21 protein-coding genes, 1 rRNA gene and 1 riboswitch are annotated in these 25,725 nt (G+C 47.9%); of the genes, 2 read left to right on the top strand and 20 right to left on the bottom strand.

All coding sequences use genetic code 11. The annotated features are described in order from the left end of the window. Window positions 1-198: 198 nt before the first annotated feature. The 18 genes from NSQ38_RS01120 to NSQ38_RS01205 all read right to left on the bottom strand — a co-directional run bounded on the left by NSQ38_RS01120 (window position 199) and on the right by NSQ38_RS01205 (window position 21,078). Entirely contained in the window at window positions 199-1,536 is a 1,338-nt protein-coding gene (locus NSQ38_RS01120; protein WP_339786385.1) for a hemolysin family protein, read from the bottom strand. A gap of 63 nt (window positions 1,537-1,599) precedes the next feature. Further along, entirely contained in the window at window positions 1,600-1,752 is a 153-nt protein-coding gene (locus NSQ38_RS01125; protein WP_339786388.1) for a hypothetical protein, read from the bottom strand. Between the two features lie 502 nt (window positions 1,753-2,254). Beyond that, window positions 2,255-3,520 carry a phosphoribosylamine--glycine ligase gene (gene purD / locus NSQ38_RS01130; protein WP_339786391.1) on the bottom strand — a complete coding sequence of 422 codons (1,266 nt, stop codon included), beginning with the start codon at window positions 3,518-3,520 and terminating at the stop codon, window positions 2,255-2,257. A 129-nt stretch (window positions 3,521-3,649) separates the two neighbouring features. Beyond that, window positions 3,650-5,197, bottom strand: coding sequence for a bifunctional phosphoribosylaminoimidazolecarboxamide formyltransferase/IMP cyclohydrolase (gene purH / locus NSQ38_RS01135; RefSeq protein ID WP_133387391.1), 1,548 nt, complete (start codon window positions 5,195-5,197; stop codon window positions 3,650-3,652). 295 nt (window positions 5,198-5,492) lie between these two features. Further along, window positions 5,493-6,110: a phosphoribosylglycinamide formyltransferase gene (gene purN, locus NSQ38_RS01140; protein WP_338590815.1), complete on the bottom strand. Its 618-nt coding sequence runs from the start codon at window positions 6,108-6,110 to the stop codon at window positions 5,493-5,495. Next, window positions 6,110-7,150: a phosphoribosylformylglycinamidine cyclo-ligase gene (gene purM / locus NSQ38_RS01145; RefSeq protein ID WP_339786394.1), complete on the bottom strand. Its 1,041-nt coding sequence runs from the start codon at window positions 7,148-7,150 to the stop codon at window positions 6,110-6,112. Before purM ends, purN begins: the two co-directional genes overlap by 1 nt. A 642-nt stretch (window positions 7,151-7,792) precedes the next feature. Further along, window positions 7,793-9,271: an amidophosphoribosyltransferase gene (gene purF, locus NSQ38_RS01150; RefSeq protein WP_339786397.1), complete on the bottom strand. Its 1,479-nt coding sequence runs from the start codon at window positions 9,269-9,271 to the stop codon at window positions 7,793-7,795. Continuing rightward, window positions 9,256-11,499, bottom strand: a complete 2,244-nt coding sequence (purL, locus tag NSQ38_RS01155; protein WP_339786399.1) for a phosphoribosylformylglycinamidine synthase subunit PurL — start codon at window positions 11,497-11,499, stop codon at window positions 9,256-9,258. The genes purF and purL overlap by 16 nt, the downstream gene beginning before the upstream one ends. Further along, window positions 11,477-12,166 (bottom strand): phosphoribosylformylglycinamidine synthase subunit PurQ, encoded by a 690-nt coding sequence (gene purQ / locus NSQ38_RS01160; protein WP_036606071.1) that lies wholly within the window; start codon window positions 12,164-12,166, stop codon window positions 11,477-11,479. Before purQ ends, purL begins: the two co-directional genes overlap by 23 nt. 4 nt (window positions 12,167-12,170) lie before the next feature. Next, the gene (gene purS, locus NSQ38_RS01165) at window positions 12,171-12,416 is read right to left on the bottom strand and encodes a phosphoribosylformylglycinamidine synthase subunit PurS (protein ID WP_017690695.1); all 246 of its coding nucleotides are present in this window, start codon (window positions 12,414-12,416) and stop codon (window positions 12,171-12,173) included. Window positions 12,417-12,972: 556 nt separating this feature from the next. Further along, the gene (locus NSQ38_RS01170; RefSeq protein WP_339312112.1) at window positions 12,973-13,845 is read right to left on the bottom strand and encodes a phosphoribosylaminoimidazolesuccinocarboxamide synthase; all 873 of its coding nucleotides are present in this window, start codon (window positions 13,843-13,845) and stop codon (window positions 12,973-12,975) included. A 252-nt stretch (window positions 13,846-14,097) separates the two neighbouring features. Beyond that, window positions 14,098-15,396 (bottom strand): adenylosuccinate lyase, encoded by a 1,299-nt coding sequence (purB, locus tag NSQ38_RS01175; protein ID WP_047840491.1) that lies wholly within the window; start codon window positions 15,394-15,396, stop codon window positions 14,098-14,100. Then, the gene (gene purK / locus NSQ38_RS01180; RefSeq protein ID WP_339786402.1) at window positions 15,393-16,595 is read right to left on the bottom strand and encodes a 5-(carboxyamino)imidazole ribonucleotide synthase; all 1,203 of its coding nucleotides are present in this window, start codon (window positions 16,593-16,595) and stop codon (window positions 15,393-15,395) included. Before purK ends, purB begins: the two co-directional genes overlap by 4 nt. After that, window positions 16,592-17,077 carry a 5-(carboxyamino)imidazole ribonucleotide mutase gene (gene purE / locus NSQ38_RS01185; protein ID WP_017690699.1) on the bottom strand — a complete coding sequence of 162 codons (486 nt, stop codon included), beginning with the start codon at window positions 17,075-17,077 and terminating at the stop codon, window positions 16,592-16,594. The genes purK and purE overlap by 4 nt, the downstream gene beginning before the upstream one ends. 194 nt (window positions 17,078-17,271) lie before the next feature. After that, window positions 17,272-17,373, bottom strand: a riboswitch (purine riboswitch). Between the two features lie 270 nt (window positions 17,374-17,643). Beyond that, complete coding sequence (locus NSQ38_RS01190; protein WP_047840488.1) at window positions 17,644-18,078, bottom strand: universal stress protein; 435 nt, start codon at window positions 18,076-18,078, stop codon at window positions 17,644-17,646. 178 nt (window positions 18,079-18,256) lie between these two features. After that, window positions 18,257-18,520, bottom strand: a complete 264-nt coding sequence (locus NSQ38_RS01195) for a DUF1294 domain-containing protein (RefSeq protein ID WP_017690702.1) — start codon at window positions 18,518-18,520, stop codon at window positions 18,257-18,259. A gap of 125 nt (window positions 18,521-18,645) precedes the next feature. Then, a complete protein-coding gene (locus NSQ38_RS01200; protein WP_017690703.1) occupies window positions 18,646-18,783 on the bottom strand; it encodes a hypothetical protein in 138 nt (45 codons plus the stop codon). Between the two features lie 165 nt (window positions 18,784-18,948). Next, window positions 18,949-21,078 carry a DNA topoisomerase III gene (locus NSQ38_RS01205; protein ID WP_339786404.1) on the bottom strand — a complete coding sequence of 710 codons (2,130 nt, stop codon included), beginning with the start codon at window positions 21,076-21,078 and terminating at the stop codon, window positions 18,949-18,951. 371 nt (window positions 21,079-21,449) lie between these two features. On the opposite strand from NSQ38_RS01205, the gene NSQ38_RS01210 reads away from it, so the two are divergent. After that, window positions 21,450-23,384 (top strand): amidase family protein, encoded by a 1,935-nt coding sequence (locus tag NSQ38_RS01210; RefSeq protein ID WP_339786406.1) that lies wholly within the window; start codon window positions 21,450-21,452, stop codon window positions 23,382-23,384. Between the two features lie 178 nt (window positions 23,385-23,562). On the opposite strand, the gene NSQ38_RS01215 is transcribed toward NSQ38_RS01210, so the two are convergent. After that, window positions 23,563-24,567 carry a ketoacyl-ACP synthase III gene (locus NSQ38_RS01215; protein WP_339786409.1) on the bottom strand — a complete coding sequence of 335 codons (1,005 nt, stop codon included), beginning with the start codon at window positions 24,565-24,567 and terminating at the stop codon, window positions 23,563-23,565. Between the two features lie 300 nt (window positions 24,568-24,867). On the opposite strand from NSQ38_RS01215, the gene NSQ38_RS01220 reads away from it, so the two are divergent. After that, the gene (locus NSQ38_RS01220; protein WP_339786412.1) at window positions 24,868-25,422 is read left to right on the top strand and encodes an NAD(P)H-dependent oxidoreductase; all 555 of its coding nucleotides are present in this window, start codon (window positions 24,868-24,870) and stop codon (window positions 25,420-25,422) included. 182 nt (window positions 25,423-25,604) lie between these two features. Here NSQ38_RS01220 and rrf read toward each other — a convergent pair. Further along, window positions 25,605-25,721: ribosomal RNA gene (rrf, locus tag NSQ38_RS01225) — 5S ribosomal RNA — on the bottom strand. Between the last annotated feature and the right edge of the window lie 4 nt (window positions 25,722-25,725).

Raw genomic sequence — 25,725 nt, forward strand, 5'->3', positions numbered from 1 at the left:
TTTCCGATCGCCATTGCCTCCAAATTTCCCTGATTGTTGTTTTCAAAGGTATAAAATTGGTTTGCAAACGCGAAAGCTACGCTTCTTCAGAATCGATTCCGTCCCCTACACTGTTACGTTGCCAAAACGCTTTAAATTCTGAGGGCAGTAGCCAAATAGGCAATAAAACCCTAGATTACAGTTATGATCGAACCAACATTACGCCAGATCGCTTGTAGCTTCCTCAACCTGCGCGCCGTTTACCCGCTCCAGAAGAACTTGTTTGATGTGATAATTTTCGGTATCAACAACGGTCCAGACATAATCGCCGTGTTCTACCGTGTCGCCTTTTTCCACACCTACACCCTTCTGGTACTGAATCCATCCGGCAACGGTGTCCATCTCTTCATTACCTTCAAAGCTAAGCCCGAACTGTCGCTCCACTTCATCCAAAAGTACCCGACCATTAATGAGATATTGATTCTCTCCGGTCTCCTGAATATCAGCCACCTCATCGGCATCGAATTCATCACGAATCTCACCGACCAGCTCCTCCAGAATATCCTCCATCGTAATGATTCCCGAAGTACCACCGTATTCATCCACGACCACGGCCATGTGTACACGTTCCTGCTGCATTTTAATCATCGCATCCTGGATAGACGTAACTTCGGACACGAATGGGATCTCACGAACGAACTCGCTTAGTTGATACGATCTTGCGGCAACCATGTCGGGCAAAATCTTTTTCACATTCACAACGCCAATAATGCGGTCCTTGTCCCCATCCTCGATGACAGGGTAACGTGAATAGTTATGTTCATCCAGTATAGGAATAATATCGTCATAGGTCATTTCCTGATCTAATGTCACCAGTTCCGTACGTGGCACCATGATGTCTTTGGCATCACGTTCGTCGAACACAAATACATTTTCCAGATATGAAAGCTTGGTCTTGTTGTTCTCGTCACCTTCATAACTCTGGTTCATGATGATCTTGATCTCGTCCTCCGAGTAGGCTTGATCATGTTTGGCAGGCTTCACACCGAATCCTCGCAGAAGAACACGAGAGGTTCCATTAAGCGCCCAGATGAACGGATACATGATTTTACCAAACCAGTATAGTGATGGGGCAAGCATTAATGTCAGTTTTTCTGAAAATTGAATCGCCAGCGTTTTCGGTGCCATCTCACCAACAACCACATGCAAAAACGTGACGAGGATAAAGGCAATGGCATAGGAAGCAATTGATGAGATCGAAGCAGGTACATCTAAATAATTGAATACCGGGTATAACAATCTCTCAACCGTCGGTTTGCCGAGCGCTCCCAGTCCTAGAGCAGTAACCGTGATACCGAGCTGACAGGCTGACAGATAATAATCCAGGTCCGAGACAACTTTTTTGGCAAGTACTGCCTTTTTATTGCCTTCGGCAACCAGTTGATCCACTCTTGATGTACGAATTTTGACTACAGCGAACTCCGATGCTACGAAAAATGCAGTCAATGCAATCAAGATAATAAGTAAAGCGATATTCAATATGGTAATTATGTCCAATGATTTCCCCGGTTCTCAGGGATTCACCTCCAGAGATAGTTACAGCGTGATCCGTTAACTAGGTTAACCATTCATGCGCTGTTTGTCGTTCATCATGGCGTATGCCTTATATGAAATCGAATAATGATCATATTTGTATATGTCGTACTGTTTGACCTTGTAAAATACAAAACAGGAATTCAAGATGAAGTCAATGACTTGCAGAAACTTCTCCATTCAAATCGGGTTACCCCTCATGCTGTCAATTGTTCCTCGCTTAACTCCACCTAGATTCGCCATTTGGACAATTTACAATATCGCCTACCCAATAGATATCCACCTCCCCTCGTACTCATTCCTGTTTCCGAAAAGTATACCATGTTTCCCGCTCAACCATCCAGTTGCACGTTATGGTTTGCCACAAGCTTACAGTATAATGTTCACAAATTAGTCTTTATGTATGTTACGTACTTTATATAATATGATTGATATTATCTCATAATGTGAACATGTTCACATGTTTAGTATAGTCCAATTTATAAAAATACTACCCTGTACTTTAGGGCATTAAACAACATGCCTAAACACCCAGATTAAATCCTGTTTCGTATCTTTCCCATGTCTTTCCCGTATGGACAAGTTCGGCCGTTTGCACAAGATACATCTATATACGCAGCAAAGAGCCCGCAGGATGCAAATACCTTTCCGGTATACATCTATACGGGCTCTTGTATTCATTCTATACCAGTGCTTTAGCAGCTATATCCGTCCGCTGATGTTTGCCATCAAATTGGATACGCTCCGCCTCTGCGTAGGCTTTGTTTCTAGCTTCGGCAATATCTGCACCAAGGCCAACTACGCCCAGGATTCGTCCACCATTGGTGACCCAGTCTCCTGCTTCACTACGCGCTGTACCTGCGTGGAATACAACCGCATCATCCACCTGATCGAGTCCTTCAATGACTACACCTTTCACATAAGGACCCGGATATCCTCCTGAAGCAAGCACCACACATACTGCGGCTTCATCACTCCATTCAATCTCAATGTCAGCCAGTTTGCCATGAACAGTTGCCCAGAAGATGTCAAACAGGTCACTCTTCAGACGTGGCAATACGACCTGTGTTTCGGGATCACCAAACCGTGCGTTGAACTCAATCGTTTTGGGTTTACCATCCGGCGATATCATCAGCCCAGCAAACAATACACCCTGGAATGGACGTCCCTCGGACACCATCGCTTTAGCCGTTGGTTTGATGATCGTCTCCACGGCTTCTTCAATAATCGAAGCAGGGATATGTGGCAATGGTGAGTATGTACCCATACCGCCTGTGTTTGGCCCCTGATCATTGTCGAATACAGGTTTGTGATCCTGTGCTGCCGCCATCGGACGAACCGTCTCTCCATCTACAAAAGCCAGAATGGACATCTCCTGCCCTGCGAGGAATTCCTCGATGATCACTTTGGCTCCTGCTTCACCAAATACCTTCTCCACCATGATGCTGCGAAGTGCCTTATCAGCCTCTTCACGCGAATAAGCTACCGTCACACCTTTGCCCGCTGCCAGTCCATCTGCCTTGATGACAACCGGAATTGCTTGTTCATTCAGGTATGCTTGAGCCTGTTCGTAGTTGTCGAATTTCTCATAGGCTGCGGTTGGAATGTTGTATTTGTGCAGTAGATCCTTCATGAACGTTTTACTTCCTTCGATCTCAGCTGCATTGCGACGAGGTCCGAACACCGGAATACCTGTCACGTCAAATGCATCCACGATCCCATCCGCCAGCGGATCATCCGGACCAATAACCACTAAACCCACTTTAAGCTCTACAGCAAGAGCCGTTAGTTTATCGAATTCATTCACCGCAACGGCATGACACTCAGCCAGCTGAGCAATGCCTGCATTTCCCGGTGCACAGTGAATCTTGTCTACCTTTGGGCTCTTCGCCAACGCCCAGATGATTGCATGTTCCCGGCCACCGCCGCCTACTACCAGAATATCCATTCGCTCTGTTCCCCCTCCGTGCATAACTGGATTTGTTACGCTACTGCGTATTGAACAACCTAAAAAAGAGGGGGTGTACCATAAGTCATAAGTATGACTGGCGACACCCCTTATTAAACCTTTTTTGCTCTAGTGTTTGAAGTGACGAACGCCTGTGAAGACCATGGCAATTCCGTATTCATTGGCTACTTTGATGGATTCTTCGTCTTTGATCGAACCACCAGGTTGAATTACCGCTGTAATTCCGGCTTTTGCTGCCAGTTCCAGCGTATCACCCATTGGGAAGAACGCATCGGATGCCAGAATAGCACCTTTTGCTTGCTCGCCAGCTTGCTCAATCGCAATTTTGGCTGCACCCACACGATTCATTTGTCCAGCGCCTACACCCACCGTCATGTCATTTGCAGCAAGTACAATCGCGTTGGATTTCACATGTTTAACTACTTTCCAGCCAAACAACAGCTGTTTCAGTTCTTCTTCCGATGGCGCACGATCGGTTACAACATTCAACTCGCTCGCTTCAATGGAGTGAACATCGGACTGTTGCACGATCATACCACCGTCGATGGACGTTACCACGAATTGGCTCTCCCGTTTACGAGCAGCATTCAGTTCACCCGTTTTCAGCAAACGAATGTTTTTCTTCTTCGTCAAGATATCGAGAGCTTCCTGTGTAAAGTCAGGAGCAAGTATGATTTCCAGGAAAATCTCGCTCAATTTGCCTGCTGTATCACTATCGATAATGCGGTTCGCTGCCACAATGCCACCAAAGATAGACGTTGGATCTGCAGCATATGCCTTGCTGTAAGCCTCATAGATACTTGCACCAATACCTACGCCGCATGGGTTCATATGTTTAACCGCAACAACCGCCGGTTCTTCAAATTCTTTGACAATCTGCAATGCTGCGTTCGCATCGTTGATGTTATTGTAAGACAACTCTTTGCCATGCAATTGCTCGGCTGTTGTCAACGTATCTTGTGCAGCCAGCGGTTTGCGGTAGAATGCCGCCTGCTGGTGTGGATTTTCGCCGTAACGCAAATCCTGGAGTTTTTCGTAAGTAACCGTCAGACGCTCTGGCAACGGATCGCCGTTCAGGTTAGAGAGATAGTCAGAAATAACTGCATCGTAAGCCGCTGTATGGCGGAACACTTTTGCCGCAAGCCGTTTGCGTGTTTCGAGTGTGGTATCTCCATTGCTGCGCACTTCTTCAAGCACCTTGCCGTAATCTGCTGTGTCAACAACGACACTGACAAAGGCATGGTTTTTGGCAGCCGAGCGAAGCATGGTTGGACCACCGATATCGATGTTCTCGATCGCGTCTTCGTACGTCACATCCGGTTTGGCGATAGTATCTTGGAAGGGATAGAGGTTTACGACAACGAGGTCAATATAACCCAATCCGTTCTCTTCCATCTGGCGCTTATGCTCTTCGCTGTCACGAACAGCCAGCAACCCACCATGAACTGCTGGATGCAATGTTTTAACACGTCCGTCCATGATTTCCGGGAACCCGGTCACATCCGAAATTCCGATGACAGGTACGCCTTCCTTCGACAATAGGCTGCTTGTACCTCCTGTCGAAATAATCTCCACACCCATTTGCGACAGCTCGCGGCAAAAGTCCACGATGCCTGTTTTATCCCATACGCTGACCAGCGCTCTTTTGATACTCACAATATGCTCCTCCTTTAAATGTCCCATGGCTTCGCGTTTCCTGACGAAACACAGCCGATTTATTTCCCGAGAAATATCACAAAATGCGTACCAATATTCGACTTCTGTTATATAAGTGGAACTAAGATGTTTACACGGGACACTCCGATGACAGAACAACCTTCTAATCGCTGTTATCCCCAGATTTTTTGATTCCCTTTTCTTAAAGGGAAAATCCGGTGATAAAGGCGACCGCTTTGCTTTTTCAGGTTTTTTCTGTCCTCTCCGTTAATGTGTAAAAAAATTTCAACTTATATTAAACCGGTTTGTTAACAGTAACGTGACGTCCGTCTAATTGAACCAGACCTTGAGCGAACCAGGATACCACTTCAGGGTAAAGTTGCTGTTCAGCTGCATGGATGGAACGGCTGATTGACTCAGGCGTATCCTCTGGCAAAATGGGAACGGGATGCTGGGCAATAATCGGCCCTGTATCCATGCCACCGTCCACAAAGTGCACCGTCACGCCTGTAACTTTCACGCCATATTCGAGAGCCTGTCCAATCGCATCCTTGCCTGCAAATGCTGGTAGCAAGGACGGATGAATATTAATCAACCGCCCTGCGTAACGATCCACCACAACCGAAGTCAACAATCTCATATATCCCGCAAGAACAACCAAGTCGATTTTTTTGGATTCAAGCACTTCCACGATCTCTGCCTCATAGGCTTCACGGGAAGCATAATTTTTTGGAGTAAACAGATGACAATCCACGCCTGCGTCCTGTGCCCGCTGCACAACGCGTGCAGCGGGTTTATCACACACGAGCAGATCTACGGATGCATTCAGCCCACCGTTCCGTACTGCATCGACCAATGACTGAAAGTTAGTCCCTTCACCCGAGGCAAATACAGCTATGCGGTAGTTCGCCATTAAACATCCGCTCCCGTGAAGGTTACTCGCGCATCTCCCTCAGTAACACGTCCAATGATGTACGCTTCTTCACCAGATGCTTTCAGTTGTTCCAGCGCTTCCGTTGCATCTGCTTCATTAACCACCAGTACAAGCCCAACACCCATGTTAAATGTGGTGAACATGTCACGGTTCGAGACAGCACCCTTTTCCTGTAACAGGTTGAAGATCGGCAGGATCGGCCAAGAGCCGTAGTCAATATCCACATTCACGTTGTTTGGCAACATACGTGGGATATTCTCGATGAAGCCGCCACCTGTAATGTGTGCCATGCCTTTCACTTTCACCTTTTCCAGCAATGATAACAGAGGTTTAACGTAGATCTTCGTAGGTTCCAGCAGGGAATCACCCAGCTTACCGCCCAGTTCCGCGACTTCATCATGCAGATCAAGTCCCGCATCTTCCAACAAAAGTCTGCGTACCAGCGAGAATCCGTTACTATGCACACCGCTGGAGGCCAGTCCAATCACTGTGTCACCAGGGGCAATGGTTGTACCGTTGATGATCTTTGCTTTGTCCACGATGCCCACCGTGAATCCGGCAATATCGTATTCGCCTTCACTGTACATGCCCGGCATCTCCGCCGTCTCGCCACCGATGAGCGCACAACCAGATTGATGACAGCCTTCAGCGATACCCGCAACAATAGCTTCGATCTTCTCAGGAATGACTTTGTCACATGCCAGATAGTCAAGGAAGAAGAGTGGTTCTGCACCCTGTACCACAATGTCGTTCACACACATCGCTACCGCGTCGATTCCGATGGTATCGTGACGGTCCATGGCAAATGCAATTTTCAGTTTGGTGCCTACGCCATCCGTACCGGATACAAGCACAGGCTCATCGTATTTATCTTTGTTCAAACCGAACAGGGCACCGAATCCACCCAGATCCGTCATCACTTCCGGACGGAAGGTACGTTTCACGTGTTTTTTCATCCGTTCAACCGCTTCATTACCTGCCGCGATATCGACGCCGGCCTTTTTATATGCTTCAGACAAGTGGAATCATCTCCTTTTTTTTCGCCCCACCTAAATCCTCCCGCCCGGGAGGACCCCATAGGACCTTGGCAGGCCCTCTGGACACCCGCCAAAAAAGCGGTGCAGAGGTGGCTGGTGTGATCTTGCTATGGTTGATTCGTACGTGATCTCGCGGGATTGTTCGCCGATTCCGTTGGCTGCAAGCCATCGGTCGGCGAACCCCGCTCAGCTACGCTGCGGGGCAAGCCCGCTGGGCAGCTGCTTTGCTTGGCTGCCTAGCCCCTGTTGCTCCGCAAAGCGGGGCTTGAGGGCGCGGGCTAGGCCCGGGGGCAGCTGCTTCGCTCGGCTGCCTGGCCCCTGTTGCTCCGCAAGGCGGGGCTTGAGGGCGCGGGCTAGGCCCGGGGGCAGCTGCTTCGCTCGGCTGCCCTGGCCCCTGTTGCTCCGCAAGGCGGGGCTTAAGGGCGCGGGTTGCGTCCGGGGGCAGCTGCTTCGCCTAGCTGCCCTGGCCCCTGTTGCTCCGCAAGGCGGGGCTTAAGGGCGCGGGCTGCGTCCAGGGGCAGCTGCTTCGTCTGGCTGCCCTGGCCCCTGTTGCTCCGCAAAGCGGGGCTGAGGGCGCGGGCTATGCCTGGGGCGGCGAGATACGTTTGTCTCGCCACATAACAGCTAGCAACTGCAGCCGAATTTTTCTTCGCCGCCAAAGTCGAGGCGGGTTGGGTAATCATGATCAAAACATGCGAGACATAGTCCGCCTTTAGGATCATCCTGATTATTTCCCTGAATCGATGCAATCAGTCCATCGGGACTGAGGAACTCCAGGGAATCTGCATTAATTTCACGGCAAATTTCTTCAACCGACAACTGAGAAGCAATTAATTCACGGCTGTCAGGCGTATCAATACCATAAAAACACGGGTTTTTGAAAGGTGGTGATGTAATCCGTACATGTACTTCCGTTGCTCCTGCATCACGCAGCATGTTCACGATCCGACGGGAGGTTGTTCCCCGTACAATGGAGTCGTCAATCATAACCACACGTTTTCCTTCCACAACGCGACGCACAGCACTCAGCTTCATCTTCACGCCCTGCTCCCGCAATTCCTGGCTTGGCTGGATAAACGTACGTCCGGTGTATTTGTTCTTGATCATACCCATCTCATACGGAATGCCTGTCTGTTCAGCGTATCCAATCGCCGCCGAGATGCTGGAATCTGGTACCCCCGTAACCAAGTCCGCATCCACAAACGACTCAATCGCCATCCGGCTTCCCATCCGTTTACGGGCAGCATGCTGATTCGCACCATTCATATCACTATCGGGACGAGCAAAATATATATATTCCATCGCGCATAATGCCTTGCGGTGTTTGTGATGATCAAAGCGATCCTCGTGTAGACCTTCTGCATCCAGCACAAGCAGTTCACCCGGTTCAATATCCCGAATTAACTCTGCGCCGATTGTTTCCAGTGCACACGTCTCGGATGCAAACAGATACGCATCCCCGAGCTTACCCATCGTGAGCGGACGAAGTCCGTGCGGATCGGAAGCCACGAGCAGCTTATCATTGGTCATGATCAGAAATGCATAACCGCCAACAATGCGCTGGAATGCCTCTTTTGCCGCTTCCACAAGCCCTTTGGAGGATCGTGCAATCAGATGCGCAATAACCTCGGTATCACTCGTTGTTTGGAAAATGGAACCGCTCTGCTCCAGCTCACGCCGGATCGTTGGTGCATTTACAATGTTCCCGTTGGTCGCTACTGCCAAATCGCCATCACGGTATTTGAATACTAGCGGCTGTGCGTTCGTCAGTTTACTGTCACCACTTGTTGAATACCGGACATGTCCAATGGAGATATCCCCGGTCAACGTCTGCATCAGGTCTTTGGTGAACACTTCTTTCACCAGACCCATGCCGCGATGATAGTTAAACTGGCTGCCATCACTCACACACATGCCTGCACTTTCTTCGCCCCGATGTTGCAACGCATGCAGTCCATAATAGGAGAGCGAAGCCGCGTCAGGGTGTCTGAACACCCCGAACACACCGCATTCTTCCTTCAATTTATCGAGTCCTTCCTTGCCGGACCCTTCATTATAATAATCGCCTGTCCACAACGGTCCTGTCGTCAGTTCATGAGACATGGAATCGCATCCTCCCAGACCTGAGCCAAACCTCCTACAGGTTCGCTCACGGCTGATGTTCCGTTCAATTCAATCGTCAGGTTACTTCCTTCTACACGGCCAATCACAGCTACAGGTACACCGCGCTCACGTATAAATGCTTCAAGTTTACCCGCTTGCTCTGGCGTAGCCGACAACAAGATACGGGATTGACTCTCACTGAACAGGGCATGATCTGCACGCAGTGCAGTCTCCACATTCACCTGTACTCCTACGTTACCGCTGATACAAGATTCTGCGAGTGCTACAGCCAAGCCGCCTTCAGACAAGTCATGTGCCGAGCGAACGAGACCGGATTGAATAGCTTCCAGCACCGTGCTGAGCAACGCTTTTTCCGTTTGCAAATTCAGTTCTGGTGGACGACCTTCCGTCTGACCATGAACCGCGTATTGCAGCTCGCTACCACCCAGCTCAGCTTTTGTTTCACCGAGGAGGATGATAACATCACCTTCGGATTTGAATGCTTGTGTCGTGATATGATCCGTATCATGAACGAGACCTACCATACCGACAACTGGCGTTGGATAGATGGAGCCTTTGGCGTTTTCGTTATACAGACTTACGTTACCACCGATAACCGGCGTATCCAGCACACGACAAGCTTCTGCCATACCGTCTACCGCTTTCTCCATTTGCCAGAAAATATCCGGCTTCTCCGGGTTACCGAAGTTCAGGTTGTCCGTGATCGCCAGCGGCTCAGCACCGGAACATACAATGTTACGCGCTGCTTCACTTACGGCAATCCGTCCACCAACTTCAGGATCAAGATACACATAACGTCCATTACAGTCCGTTGTCATCGCGAGACCTTTGCGTGTGCCACGAATCGTGACTACGGCTGCATCCGAACCTGGACGAACGGCAGTGCTTGTACGCACCATATAGTCGTATTGATCATACACCCATTTTTTACTCGCTACGGTTGGTGAAGCCAGCACTTGTTTCAGTGCTCCGCCGAGATCCGACACTTCGTCGTAACGAAGCGTGTCGATGGAAGCACTTTGCTCGTAGTAGGCAGGTACAGAAGAAGGTTTGTCATAGACTGGACATTCGTCAACCAGTGCCGTTACTGGCATATCTCCGACCACTTCGCCGTGATGGATCAATTTCAGACGTCCGTCATCCGTTACCTTACCGACTTTCGCACAGATTACGCCCCAACGTTCAAAAATTTCCATCGCCTGTGCCTCATCCTTCGGCTCAACGACGAACAACATGCGTTCTTGGGACTCAGACAACATCATCTCGTAAGGCGTCATGCCTTCTTCACGCTGTGGTACCTGATCCAGATACAATTCCAGACCGTTACCCGCTTTACTTGCCATCTCAGCACTCGAACATGTCAGACCGGCAGCACCCATATCCTGAATTCCGAGCACGATGCCCGTGTCGATCAATTCCAGACAAGATTCCATCACGAGTTTCTCCATAAATGGGTCACCGACCTGAACGGCTGTCCGTTGGGACTCGGATTCTTCCGTCAGTTCAACCGATGCAAAGGTTGCTCCATGAATACCATCGCGGCCCGTTGGTGGTCCAACATAGTACACTGGGTTACCTACTCCTTTGGCTACACCGCGCTGAATCTTGTCATGATCAATCAGACCCACACACATCGCGTTAACCAGCGGATTGCCTTCATAGCTCTCATCAAACATCACTTCGCCAGCAACGGTAGGAATGCCGATACAGTTACCGTATCCAGCAATACCCGCTACAACATGTTCGAACAAATATTTAACGCGATCACTCTCCAGCTTGCCAAAACGAAGGGAGTTCAACAATGCTACCGGTCTTGCACCCATGGAGAAAATATCACGGATAATGCCGCCCACACCTGTTGCCGCACCTTGATAAGGCTCAACCGCGGAAGGATGGTTATGGCTTTCAATTTTGAATACAACGGCTTGGTTATCACCGATATCCACGATACCGGCACCTTCACCAGGTCCCATCAGGACACGTGGTCCAGTGGTTGGGAAACGGCGCAGCAATGGCTTGGAGTTTTTATAAGCACAATGCTCGGACCACATTACACTGAACACACCAATCTCCGTGTAGTTTGGCTTGCGCCCCATGAACTCACAGATCAGCTCATACTCGCTGTCAGATACGCCCATTTGTGCGTAAAGTTTATGTTCTGCGACCTGTTCTGCTGTTGGTTCCTTAGCGGATAGCTGCTGCGTCATGCCGATCCCTCCATGCTTTCAAAATAGATGTAAACATACGTTTTCCGTCTTCCGAACCAAACAGTGAATCCACTGCACGCTCTGGATGCGGCATCATGCCGACCACGTTTCCAGCCTCGTTACAGACGCCTGCAATATCACCCAGGGAACCGTTCGGGTTGGTACCATACGTAAATACGATCTGGTTGTTCGCTTGCAGACTCGCCAGCGTCTCCTCGTCGCAATAATAGTTGCCTTCACCGTGAGCAATCGGGATGATAATCTCTTCGCCCGGTGCATAGTCACGTGTAAATGGCGTATCTGCATTCGCCACTTTCAGTACCGTATCGTGACAACGGAATTTCAGGGAAGTGTTGCGGATCAATGCACCTGGAAGCAATCCAGCTTCGGTCAGGATCTGGAAGCCGTTGCAAATACCCAAAATATATTTACCTTGTTCAGCAGCTTTCGCTACCTCGTTCATTACCGGTGCAAAGCGGGAAATCGCTCCGCAGCGCAGGTAGTCACCATAAGAGAAACCACCCGGAACTAAAATACAATCATAAGCCGAAAGATCTGTAGCCGTGTGCCATACATAATCAACCTCTTGTCCAATCGCATCTTCCACTGCCTTGTAACAGTCGATGTCGCAGTTGGAGCCAGGGAACACAAGAACTGCAAATTTCATGAGATTAACCCTCCAATTCGTAGCGGTAATCTTCAACAACGGTGTTGGCCAGCAGCTTTTCACACATGACTTTCAATCGTTTCTCCGCTTCCGCACGATCTGTTGTATCCAGGTTCAATTCCATGACTTTACCGATCCGTACACTTTCCACTTCATTGAATCCCATTGAATGCAGGGCTCCTTGAACAGCTACGCCTTGCGGGTCGAGTACGCTTTGCTTAATAGTGACATATACGGTTGCTTTGATCATGATCCTTATGTTCCTCCTCAGTAATGAACGGGATAAATGCTTTACGCTGTTAAAAAAAGTGACTTGGGGGGCTTGCTCCGGGGCGGATTGTTCTTCCGGTCACTTGTTGTCCCCAGGTTTTTTGATTGTTTTGAACCGCTGTGCGGTCAAAACCCGGGGACAAAGGCGAACGCTATCGCTCCTTTAAGAACAATCCCGCCCCTCCGCTAGTCCATGCGACGTTTTTTAAATGCCTAAACCTTTACGTTGCACGGTGTGTAATGGTCTAGACTGACCATTACGTGAAAACGGTGAATGGTCTTTACGTTACATGAGTAACCTTATTATTTTTATATTTGTAGACTTCCTGTATGTGAAGAGAAGTCTTTGTCTTTAATTGCCTCACCCACCAGTTTGAACACTGGCGGAGGGAAAGATTTGAACTAGAGAAGCGTAAGCGTTCGCCTTTGCAACCGGAATGTTTCCTTTTGAAAAAAGGATTCCAATCAAAACATTCCGGGGGCAACAGCGATCGAAAGCCAAACTTTCCCTTAGCCCGCTCAAACGTTAAACTTTATTATTTCGTTAAACGGTTATAAATATCGACGTATCTTGCGGTTGTTGCTTCAACTACCTCTTGTGGGAGTGGATCAGGTTTACTGTTCTTGTCCCAGTCGGTTCCAGCCAGATAGGTTCGCACTGGCTCTTTATCCATGCTGTCGATCTCGATGTCTAGTTCATAATTCTCTTTGGCCCAGAAACGTGAAGCATCTGGAGTGAAGATTTCGTCAATCAGGATGACCTTGCCATCCACGATGCCGAACTCGAATTTGCAGTCTGCCAGAATGATGCCACGTTGATCACAGTAATCACGGGCGAATTCGTACAGGCGTAAGCTTTTTTCTTGAAGCTCCACTGCAAGTGCGTCTCCTACCAGTTCTTTCATGCGATCCATTGGGATGTCTTCATCATGACCAACATCGTTTTTGGCTGCCGGGGTGAAAATGGGAACTTCGAGCTTGGCGTTTTTGCGAAGTCCGTCAGGCAGTTTAATGCCATTCACTTCACCACTCGTCTCGTATTGTCTCCACCCCCCACCAGTGATGTATCCACGCACGACACATTCAATATCAATGCGTTCTGCTTTGCGGGTTACCATGATGCGGTCTTTGAGCAATTCAGGGTCTGTGATCAGGTCACCCAGTTGATTCACATCGGTATGAACCACGTGATTGTCCATCATGCTACCTGTCAGTTCAAACCAGAAGCTGCTGAGTTTGTTCAGTACGTTTCCTTTCTCGGGAACTGCCGGGTCCAGCACATAATCAAATGCCGAGATTCGGTCGGTAACCACGATTAGAAAATGTTCACCCAGATCGTACAATTCACGTACTTTTCCTTTATATAACAGAGGTGCTTTAACGAGATCTGCCGCAGTGGACAGTGCCATGGGCTCACCTTCTTTCAGGAGATGTAAAGTATACGTCCAATTCCCCTCATCACGCAGGGCCACTCCGAATGCAGAAGAACCTTCCGATCGCTGTTATCCCCGGATTTTTCTGATCCCCTTTCTAAAGGGGAAAATCCTGTGATAAAGGCGAGCGCTTTGCTTCTTCAGGTTTTTTCTGCCTTCTCCGTTCCAGCGTGAACACATAATCAACCTATACTTTTAGGGAATAGAATAATTCAAAGCCTTAATATATTAATCGTTCAAGCCGAGCTTTTTGAAGATCGTGTCTACGTGCTTCAGGTGCCATGACGGGTTGAACGCATCTGCGATTTCTTCTTCGTTCAGCACTTCCGTGATTTCCGGTGTGGATTTCACGATATCCTGGAACTGACGTTGTTCTTCCCATGCTTGCATCGCACGTGGTTGAACGGTATCGTACGCTTGCTCGCGGCTGAAACCTTTGTCGATCAGCTTTGTCATAATGCGACCGGAGAATGGTACCCCGTAGGTGCGCTCCATGTTGCGTTTCATGTTCTCAGGGAATACCGTCAGGTTCTTCACGATGTTACCAAAACGGTTCAACATGTAGTTCAGCAGCATCGTTGCATCCGGCAGAATGATACGTTCTACGGAAGAATGCGAGATGTCGCGCTCATGCCAGAGTGTTACGTTCTCGTATGCCGATACCATATGTCCGCGAATGACGCGGGACAGGCCGGAGATGTTTTCGCTACCGATTGGATTACGCTTGTGCGGCATCGCGGACGATCCTTTTTGACCTTTAGCAAAAGCTTCTTCCACTTCACGGAACTCACTCTTCTGCAGCGCACGTACCTCTGTAGCAAACTTGTCCAGGGACGTTGCGATCAACGCCAGTGTAGCCATATACTCCGCGTGACGGTCACGTTGCAATGTTTGAGTCGAGATTGGCGCAGGTTTCGTGCCCAACTTCTCGCAGACAAACTCTTCAACAAAAGGATCGATGTTCGCGTACGTTCCAACTGCGCCTGAGATTTTGCCGTATTGTACATTGTCTGCTGCATGACGGAAACGCTCCAGGTTCCGTTTCATCTCTTCATGCCACAATGCCATTTTCAGTCCAAATGTTGTTGGCTCTGCATGCACGCCGTGCGTACGTCCCATCATTGGTGTGTGCTGATAAGCCAGTGCTTTTTCGCGAAGAATTTCAATGAAATTCACGATATCCTTTTCCAGAATCTCATTCGCTTGACGCAATACATAACCCAGAGCCGTATCCACGACATCCGTGGAAGTCAGTCCGTAGTGCACCCATTTCCGCTCCGCACCCAGACTTTCAGATACCGTACGTGTAAATGCGATAACGTCATGACGTGTTTCCTGTTCAATCTCATAGATGCGGTCGATGTCAAAAGATGCGTTCTGACGAAGCAATGCTGCTTCTTCCTTAGGGATTACACCCAGTTCGGCCCACGCCTCACATGCACAAATTTCAACTTCCAGCCACGATTGGAATTTGTTCTCTTCGGTCCAGATGGCTCTCATTTCGGGTCTGCTATAACGTTCAATCATGAATTTGTATTCCTCCAGAGATTAGTTTGTTCAATCCATTGCAATCCTTCTTCAACATCCTGACAGAGCAGATTCACATGCCCCATCTTACGTCCTGTTTTCGCTTCGGTTTTACCATATATGTGAAGCTTGGGAATCACACCGAGTTCTATCGCTTCTGCATCAGGTTGCCCTGTTCTGGCGATAATGCCTTCCAGATGTTCTCCAAGCACATTGACCATAACAACCGGACTCAATAACGAAGTGTCCCCAAGTGGTAATCCGCAGATCGCACGAATATGTTGTTCGAACTGAGAAGTCGCACAAGCTTCCATCGTATAGTGACCAGAATTATGCGGTCTTGGTGCCAGTTCGTTGACGTACAGTCTTCCATCCGCCGCTACAAACAGTTCCACTGCCAGCAACCCGACAGCCTTCATTGATTCTGCCACCGCTGCTGCCAGCTTTTGCGCTTCAATCTGGATGTCTGCGGCAACTCTAGCCGGTACAATTGAAGCATGCAAAATGTTATTTACATGAATGTTCTCCGCTGGCGGGAACGTTTTAATCTCCCCATTTGTACTACGCGCTACAACGACCGATATCTCGCATTCAAACTTGATGAATTGTTCCAGCACCAGTTCCGCACCAGTAGCCGCAAGTTCTTCGTATGCTGCAACAGCCTGAATTGCTTCCCGGATTACACGCTGGCCTTTGCCATCGTAACCTCCAGTAACCGTCTTCAGTACACATGGCACTCCAAGTTCGCTAACAGCAGCAAGCATCGTATCCGCACTTGTGATCTCACGATAAGGCGCGACTCTTACTCCAGCAGCTTCGATTGCACGTTTTTCACGCAACCGATGTTGTGTGGTGTACAGTAACGCACTTCCTTGCGGAACGTAAGACTCACGTTCGAGCAGCCCAGCGACTTCTGCATCCACATTTTCGAATTCATACGTAATGACATCACATTGCCGAGCCAGTTCAAGTGCAGCTTTGGCATCGTCATAACCAGCTTGAATCTGACGAGCAACTTGTCCACAAGGTGCATCCGCAGCGGGATCAAGAGTAACGAATCGATACCCCATTGCCGTTCCTGCGAGCGTCATCATACGTCCGAGCTGTCCGCCTCCAAGAATGCCGATGGTTGTTTTCCCGGGCAGCAGGACATTTTTCAGTTCTCCTGCCACACCCGACTGTAAACCTTCTCTAGTCATAGTTCTTCACTGCTTTCGAGTACTTCTTGTTTGATGCGCTCTCTGCGAGCTTCAGAGCGACGTTGGACATCCGGGTCAAAAGCACCGATCATTTGAGCTGCCAGCAATCCTGCATTCGTTGCCCCTGCCTTGCCAATCGCCACAGTTGCGACGGGAATACCACCAGGCATCTGAACAATGGACAACAAGGAATCGAGACCGTTCAATGCTTTGGATTGAACCGGTACGCCAATGACTGGAAGCATCGTTTTGGCGGCAACCATACCGGGTAGATGTGCTGCCCCGCCTGCCCCTGCAATGATCACCTTGAATCCTCGATCAATTGCTTGCTCTGCGTATTCAAACATCAGATCCGGTGTACGATGGGCGGAGACCACCTTTTTCTCATACCCAATCTCCAGCTCGTCCAGCACCTCGCACGCATGTTTCATCGTTTCCCAATCCGACTTGCTGCCCATAATTACAGCGACTTGCAGTGACATGAATACATCCAACTCCCGTCTGCGCTTTTTTGATTACATCTGACTATTAAGGAACTCTTATTACGTGTGAAATGAAAAAATCCGCTACCCGCGAAAACATCACATTTTCTCCGGACACCGGACTCCAAGAAATACGTATCCCTCATTTGGGCATGCCAAAATGGGGCTTGCTGTCCGCATCTGGTTGCATGCGACTCTCAGCCGTATCTCCTCGTAGTCCGGAAATTTACGGTTCCCGGGTAGATACTTCCGGGCCCTATTCCCGGCGTTATACGAGCAAATATCTATCAAACTATCTTCGTTCATTTTGGTAATCTCTTATTACATATTTCGTTCCTACTCGACCTTATTCTTACCTGATCGACACATCTAACATTCTAACAATCCCCTACAGCTAATGTCAACTTAAAGACGAACATTTAACATATTGACAAATATAATGTTCGGGAATTGCTTCATTAAATTCGGTTAGCCATCCATTTCATCCCATAAAAGAAAGCCGGCTCCTCTTCAATCTCTCGAAGACAACCGGCTTCCTGCTTTTCAGTGCGTACACACTTCATCCATTATTTTACGATCAGTACTGGAACCTGAGCATGCTGTACCACATTGTGACTGACACTACCCAGGACAAATTCCCGAATTCCACCGAGTCCGCGGCTACCAATAATAATGATATCAGAATCATTTTCTTTGGCAAAATCAAGCAGTACTTCCGCAGCCGCTCCTTGAATCAGATCCACATTGGCCGTTACACCAGCAGCCTGAATTCGCTCTTTTGCTTCATCTGTCGTCTGTACCGCCAGATTGTAGTAGTCATTATTAAGTGAAGGTGGCAGTGGAGCCAACCCCTCACCGATGAATACACGCGGGAAATCAAAAGCATGAATGACATCCAGTACTGCATTTGGGGACACTTTAGCTAGCTCAATCGCACGATCAAGTGCTTTATTTGAAGCTTTCGAACCATCATAAGCCACTAATATTTTGGAAAATAACATGTGAATCCCGTCCCTTCCTTTATATGTAGAACATGCGAAGCAAGCTTCGGTCTGACATGTAATAAACTAACAGAACCATATAACTCCTTAAACGTTCCAGAGCCACAATGAACCATTTATACGACTTAATTTACATATGAAACCCTACTATGAACGGTTATACATGTGTTCCGTGTGTTCATTGAATAAAGTAACCATAGATTACCGCATTCAGGAATAACAACAATGGAATGCCAATGGTGAAGCTCGGATGTTTGGTTTTATGCCTTTTCCGATACATCGCAATCCAGACTCCCAAAGCACCGCCAATAAACGCAAGCAAGAATAACGTCCGTTCAGGTGTACGGTCACGACGCTGTTGTGCACGCCTCTTATCGTCCGACATCACCAGATAACCAACTACATTAATAAATAAAAACCACAATATAAGTCCGGTTTGCATATAATTCTAGCGATCCCCCTGTCCCGGGACATCTCCCTGTCTCCATTATAGTCCTCATCAGAGACATGTTCAACGCACCGGGTAGGGAACCGGAAATTGGTGTATAAACGCTACCTCACTCTGACTTAGGATTCCTGCTTTGGAATACCGTTCAGGCTTGGTGCTCTTTTGGCTGCTTTGTCCGGGCGCACAGCGATACTCTCTTCCCGAATACTGTCTTTGTTTTGCTGGTTATGGATCTTCTCTGGTTTGTTATGCGGCATGTAGGTATCACCTCCTTGGCTTACGTTGCCTGAAAACGGAGGATCTTATACGACTTCACATAGATGAGTAGAGAAAAATTATAATTAGTCCCTTTGGAGTAAATGAGTACATCATTCGCATAGCTCGTACCGCACGAGGTATTACCTCAACTACCCTCAAGCGTGTTACTCTCCCTTTTTCTCCATAGCCGCCTTCAGCAGTTCACCCAGATTGGAACCGATGGACTCCTGCTTAGCATATTGTTTCACCAGCTTTTGCTGATCGCGTTTGTTCACATGCTGTTTATCCTTATCCAACGTTTCAGTAATACCACAAGGTAGACATTGTACGTATAACCCCGCCTTGCCTTCCTTGATTTCCATCTTTTTGTGGCACTGCGCACAACGACGATTGGACAATCTTTTTTCTGCCGAACGACGATACCCACAGTCCTCGGTAGGACATACAAGAAACTTGCCGCGCTTGCCTTTCTTCTCCAACAACCGTGCGTTACAGTCCGGGCAATGGCTATTGGACACATTATGCGGCTTGTACTCTGCTTTGCTGCCTTTTACCGTAGACACCAGCTCTTTCGCCATGGATCGGATACTATCCAGAAACGGCCCCGGTTTCCCTTGCCCACGAGCGATGCGTTCCAGTTCAGCTTCCCAGCGAGCAGTCAGATCCGGTGTACGAAGCTGCGGAGCAGCCAGTTCAATCAACTGTTTTCCTTTACCAGTCGGGTGCATGCTGTTGCCTTGACGATCTATTGTATCGGAACTGACCAGCTTCTCGATAATATCCGCCCGCGTAGCCGGAGTCCCGAGTCCATGCTTTTCCATCTGAGAAAGCAAAGCAGCTTCGGTATACCGTTTGGGCGGCATCGTCCGTCCACTTTTAATATGACAACGCTGAACCGTCACGGACTGTCCTTGCTGCACATCTGGCAAAAGCGCACGCTCATGGTCTGTTGCATCATCAGCACGGTCATCGTCATCATCGCTGTAATCACCGCCGTATACTTCACGCCATCCACTTTCTTTCACTGTTGTTCCTTTGACATGGAAGGAGTCATTCCCCACTTGAACCGTGATCGCAACCGAATCGTACTTCGCTGCCGGATAAAACAGGCTGATAAATCGACGCACAATCAGATCGTACAATTTGCGTTCCTCCGGATTCAGTTGATTCAGAAGCACCGTCTGCTCCGTGGGGATAATCGCATGGTGATCCGTAACTTTACTGTCATCCACAATACGTTTGGTGATATTCAGATTTTTGCGCAGCAAAGGACGTGCCAGAGATGCATAAGGTCCAATGGCTACACTGTCCAGACGTTCTTTCAATGTAGCTGTCATGTCCGAAGTCAGATACCGGCTGTCCGTACGTGGATACGTCACGAGTTTGTGCTGTTCATACAGACGTTGCAGGACATTTGATGTTTGCTTTGCAGAGAAACCATACTTCCGGTTGGCATCCCGTTGCAATTCCGTCAGGTCATATGCCAGGGGATGCGGCTCAACCTTCTCGCTTTTCTTCACCTGGGCAATCGTGCCCTTGCGCCCGTCTACCCGTTTCTTCAATTCTTGCGTTTCTTGAGGGTCGAAAATTCGTGAATCTCCCCCAGCTGCCCGCCACACAGCCTGAAAACCACCCAAATCTGCCGTTAACGTCTCATACTCCTGCGAGCGGAAACCGTTAATTTCATTTTCTCTATCCATAATCATGCCTAATGTCGGGGTTTGCACACGTCCAGCTGATAACTGCGCATTAAAACGAACGGTTAGTGCACGGGTCACGTTAAGTCCAATCATCCAGTCGGCTTCCGCACGGCAGCGTGCAGATTCATAAAGACGGTCGAACTGACTGCCTGGCTTCAGCGAAGCAAATCCGTCTTTGATCGCCTTATCTGTCTGGGATGAAATCCACAGACGTTTAAAAGGTTTTTTCCACCCCGCCATCTGCATGATCCAACGGGCCAGCAATTCTCCCTCACGTGCTGCATCCGTCGCAATAACCAGCTCGCCCACATCCTGACGCTTCATCAACTGCTGCACGGCTTTGTATTGATGGTTGGTCTCTTTAAGTACCTTCAGTTTCGTACGCTCTGGCAGAATGGGCAGGTCCTCCAGATTCCATGTTGCATACTTTTTATCGTAATCCTCGGGTTCAGCTAATCCAACCAGATGTCCAAGCGCCCAGGTAACGATATATTTCGGGCCTTCCATGTAACTTTTATGTTTATCACGCGCACCCATAACTCTGGCTATTTCGCGTGCTACAGATGGTTTTTCTGCGAGTACCAATGTCTTCACTTCATATCTCTTCCTCTCTGGTAGAACGTTATGTCTCTTTTATACCTATCTATTCATTATATCATTTCACACTAAAGGTATGCTCTGTCATCTCTACTTCCTAATCTACTCGTATCCTGTAACCTCATGTTTAATCAACATATCGATTACATGTTATATTTCTTCACATTGAAATGTGTAATAGTTTTTCTGAGTACATGTAAACAGAAGCATGAATAAGTATTAACACTGTAAAGTATTGATGTATACGTTTTTTTGGATAAATATAAACCTTGTAAGATTACCTAACATGACTATACAATGTGTCAAAAGCATAGAAACAGAATCGCTGCTACACACATCAATGAGACACAGGAAGGGAGCGTGGATGCATGACTTATCATGGATCTGTATTGAAAAAAAGTGGGGCTTTGTTACTGGCGGGAGCTGTTGTTGCCACAACATGGGGAGGAACGTTACCTTCGGCATCAGCTGCAACGGCAACGCCTACGAGTAAAACAACAGTAGCTGCTGTATCCAAAGGAAAAGCGCCTGCTACTCCGGCAGCATTTGTTCAGGCCATGGAAGAAGCGGCAACACTTGCAGGTGTTCCTTTTACCATGGACAAGCTCTCCGGCACAACCGTACAACGTAAAGATGCTGCGGTCGCCTTGCAACAATGGCTCAAGCTGGATTCGACAACCGAATCATTCAAGGATGTCCCGGATGAAGCCACTTTCGCAGGTGCTGTTGGTGCATTGAACACTGCGGGATTGATGAAAGGTTATACGGAATCACTCTTCCTTCCAAACGCTGTACTTACCGAGAATGACCTCTCCATACTGAAAGACCGCATTTATAACTACATAAAACCGTTTGTCCTGGAGGAAGCAACCATTATGGATCTTCAGGCCGCAATGACGCAGGGAAAACTGACATCAAAAGAGTTGGTTCAGAAATATCTGGACCGCATTGAAAAATACGATGATCAAGGTGTAAGCATCAACGCTGTATTAACCCTGAACCCGGATGCGCTCCAAATTGCGGAGCAATTGGATGAAGAACGTGCAGCTCAAGGTGCTCGTGGACCTCTGCATGGCGTTCCAATTCTGGTGAAAGACAATTTTGATACCAATGACATGCCGACAACCGCAGGCTGTATCTGTCTGAAAGATTCCATTCCTGCTCACGATGCTGAACAAGTGAAGAAACTCAAAGCAGCTGGTGCCATTATTTTGGGCAAAACAAACCTGCATGAATTTGCATTTGGCATCACGACATCCAGCTCATTGGGTGGACAAACATTGAACCCATACGCCTTGGACCACTATCCAGGTGGCTCAAGCGGCGGAACAGGTGCTGCCATTGCATCTAACTTTGCCGCAGCCGGCATGGGTACAGACACTGGTGGCTCAATCCGAATCCCATCCAGCTTCAACAGCCTTGTGGGTATCCGCCCAACCATTGGACTGTCCAGCCGTGAAGGCATTATCCCATTGGCTTTGACACAGGATGTCGGTGGACCTATGGCTCGTACCGTAAGTGATGCCGCAATCATGCTCGATGCTACAGCCGGCTATGACAAGAAAGATGTCGCTACAGCTTACGCGGTTGGAAAAATCCCTTCCAGCTATACAGACTTCTTGGATGTAAACGGACTGAAAGGTGCACGCATCGGTGTGGCCACAGAACTCATCCCAAGTACCAAAGCTGAAGAAAAAGCCGTTGCTGACGTGATCAACACCGCTGTGGAAGAACTGAAGACACTAGGCGCTACCGCAGTTCCAATTTCCATCCCGAACTTGGCTGAGATCAACAAATACCCAAGCCTTAGTGGATATGAATTCAAGTTCCAGCTGAATGACTATCTGGAGTCATTGGGTGCAGATGCTCCATATCACAGTCTGACCGAGATCATCGCTTCCGGAGAGTTTGATAAGTCACAAGAACAATCTATGAAGACTCGGGATGCACGCCAAACCCTGGAGACTACCGAATACAAGGACATCGTCCTGAAACGTACCCAAGTTACACGTGAGTCCTTGCTGAAAGTTATGGCAGACAATAACTTGGATGCCATCATCTATCCTACGTCCACACAAGCCGCTGGTGTTATTGGCGAAGGACAAAACTCCGGTGGTAACAACCGTCTGAGTCCATTCTCCGGCTTCCCGGCGATCACGGTCCCTGCTGGTTTCACAACTGATGGTTTGCCTGTAGGCATGGAATTCCTGGGTCGTGCCTTTGATGAAGGTACCTTGATCAAGCTGGCTTACAGCTACGAACAAGGTACACATCACCGCCAAGCGCCTAAGCTTACGCCGTAAAATATTTATGGGATTAAGCAATTCCAGTAAACACAAAAAATAGATGCAATCATATCACTTTTTTTGAAACGAGTTAAGCTACTAAAGAGACCACCCTCTTCATGACTGCATGAAGTTTGGGTGGTCTCTTTTATTTTCTATTTATTTTTGTGTTGCATCCAATCGTATGTTACTCATATTACTGAACCTTATCCGGCACGCCCCATTTCAGCACCAGACCTGCGTACGTCAGACCACCGCCAAAACCAAAGAGAGCTACGCTCTGTCCTTCTTTTAATTCCCCTTCATCCACTGCAAGCTGTAAAGCAAGCGGAATGGAAGCAGCAGATGTGTTACCACGATATTCGACACTGGTTAAAGTACGTTCCAAAGGAACCGGACCACGTTCGCAAACAGCCTCAATCATTCTCATATTGGCACTATGCGGGACAAACCAGTCAATCTGCTCAGGTCTTAATCCAGCTTTCGTTATAAGATTACCTAATTGCTCTGGGATCGTCCGTACAGCCCACTTATAAATCTCTCGCCCATTCTGAACAAGGCATCCCTCACCCTGCAAAGGCATACCATTCATCTCCGAAGACAGACCACTCTTATAGAGATGTACACCGCCTTCTCCATGTGTACCTGATATGGCTGCCATAAAGTCACCTTCAGCACCCGATGATCTCTCGACCAAGAAGGCCCCCGCTCCATCACCAAACAGTACACAAGTCGTGCGGTCTGTGTAATCCGTAATTTTGGATAACGTCTCTGCTCCAATAACCAGTACTTTGCGGTACATTCCACTGGTCACCAAACTGTCAGCAAGCTGTAGCCCGTAGGTAAAACCTGCGCATGCAGCATTTAAATCCAGTACGCCCGTGTGTGGGATCTTAAGGTTAGCCTGTACTCTGGATGCCGTACTTGGGAAAGCATATTCAGGTGTACTTGTAGCCACAAGGATCATATCCACATCTCCTACACTTACATCATAACGACGTATCATATCTTCTACAGCCTTCGTAGCCAGGTCAGATACAAATTGATCTTCAGCTGCAATTCGCCGTTCTCTCATGCCTGTACGTTGCACAATCCATTCGTCACTTGTCTCGACTAATTTCTCCAGATCAGCATTAGTTAATATTCGATCCGGTACATACGTCCCCATTGCCGTGATGGTTGCCTTTGAATGATGATTCATACCGGTAGTCACCTCACTTGTTTTTTACCATTATAGCACTTAGTCTTAGTACTTGGTACTAATTTTATAAAATATTTATTATGATTCTTTCGTTAGTTGTCTATTTTAAGTGATCTCTTCATTCTATTACCCAGAGTAATACAAACGATGGCATGTATTTTTGATGAAGAATTGTGGATAGCGCCTGACTAACATGAAGAATGCCTTAATTAAATGCGTTTTCTATAGACAGCTCATTCCATCAGGAGGAAAATAAACAGATTGCCCTACATTACTAAAGAATAGAGATGATCTACGCTCATGAAAAAAGAATTAAAAATCCTTGCCATTTCCGGAAGTCTGCGCAATCAGTCCTCCAATACGTTACTAATGCACGCCATGATTAAGCTGGCTACGCCTAACCTTAAGTTTGAAGTATATGATGGATTAAATGATCTACCGCATTTTAACCCTGACCTCGATGTCGCGGAGGGTCCAGTGTCCGTACAGAACTTGAGAGCCCAACTTAAACATTCGGACGGTGTCCTTATCTGCACGCCAGAGTATGGAAATGGCGTTCCTGGGGTCTTAAAAAATGCACTAGATTGGGTTGTATCTTCTGGAGAATGGCTCAATAAACTCACCATTGTCATTGCTGCTTCCCCAAGCCCCATGGGAGGTAACAAAGCCCATGCTTCCTTATTGCTGACACTAAACATGATTAATGCACAAGTCTTACAAGAGGGCTGCTTAACTATTCCTCATATTACATTGAAAATGAACAAACAAGGCGTCATCATTGATTCGGAAACCCAGCGTGCATTGCAGAACTCCCTTACAATCCTTTCGGAGGCTTGCAACCACATCAAAGTATAGACACATGTTGCTTAATTAAATGAACGAAAGAGAAATGATCCTTTTAAAGTTATTTAAAATTCTCATAAATATTGAAATAAACCTTAACAGCCCTAGTAAATAACCAAGGCTGTTAAGGTTTATTTAAGCATTTAGGAAAAACAAAAAAGACACACTCGATATCATCAAGTGTGTCTTCTGTTGCTTGGCGGCGTCCTACTCTCCCAGGACCCTGCGGTCCAAGTACCATCGGCGCTAGAGGGCTTAACGGTCGTGTTCGGGATGGGTACGTGTGGAACCCCTCCGCCATCGCCACCAAACGCG

Source organism: Paenibacillus sp. FSL R7-0313 (assembly GCF_037969885.1).
Classification (GTDB): Bacteria; Bacillota; Bacilli; order Paenibacillales; family Paenibacillaceae; genus Paenibacillus.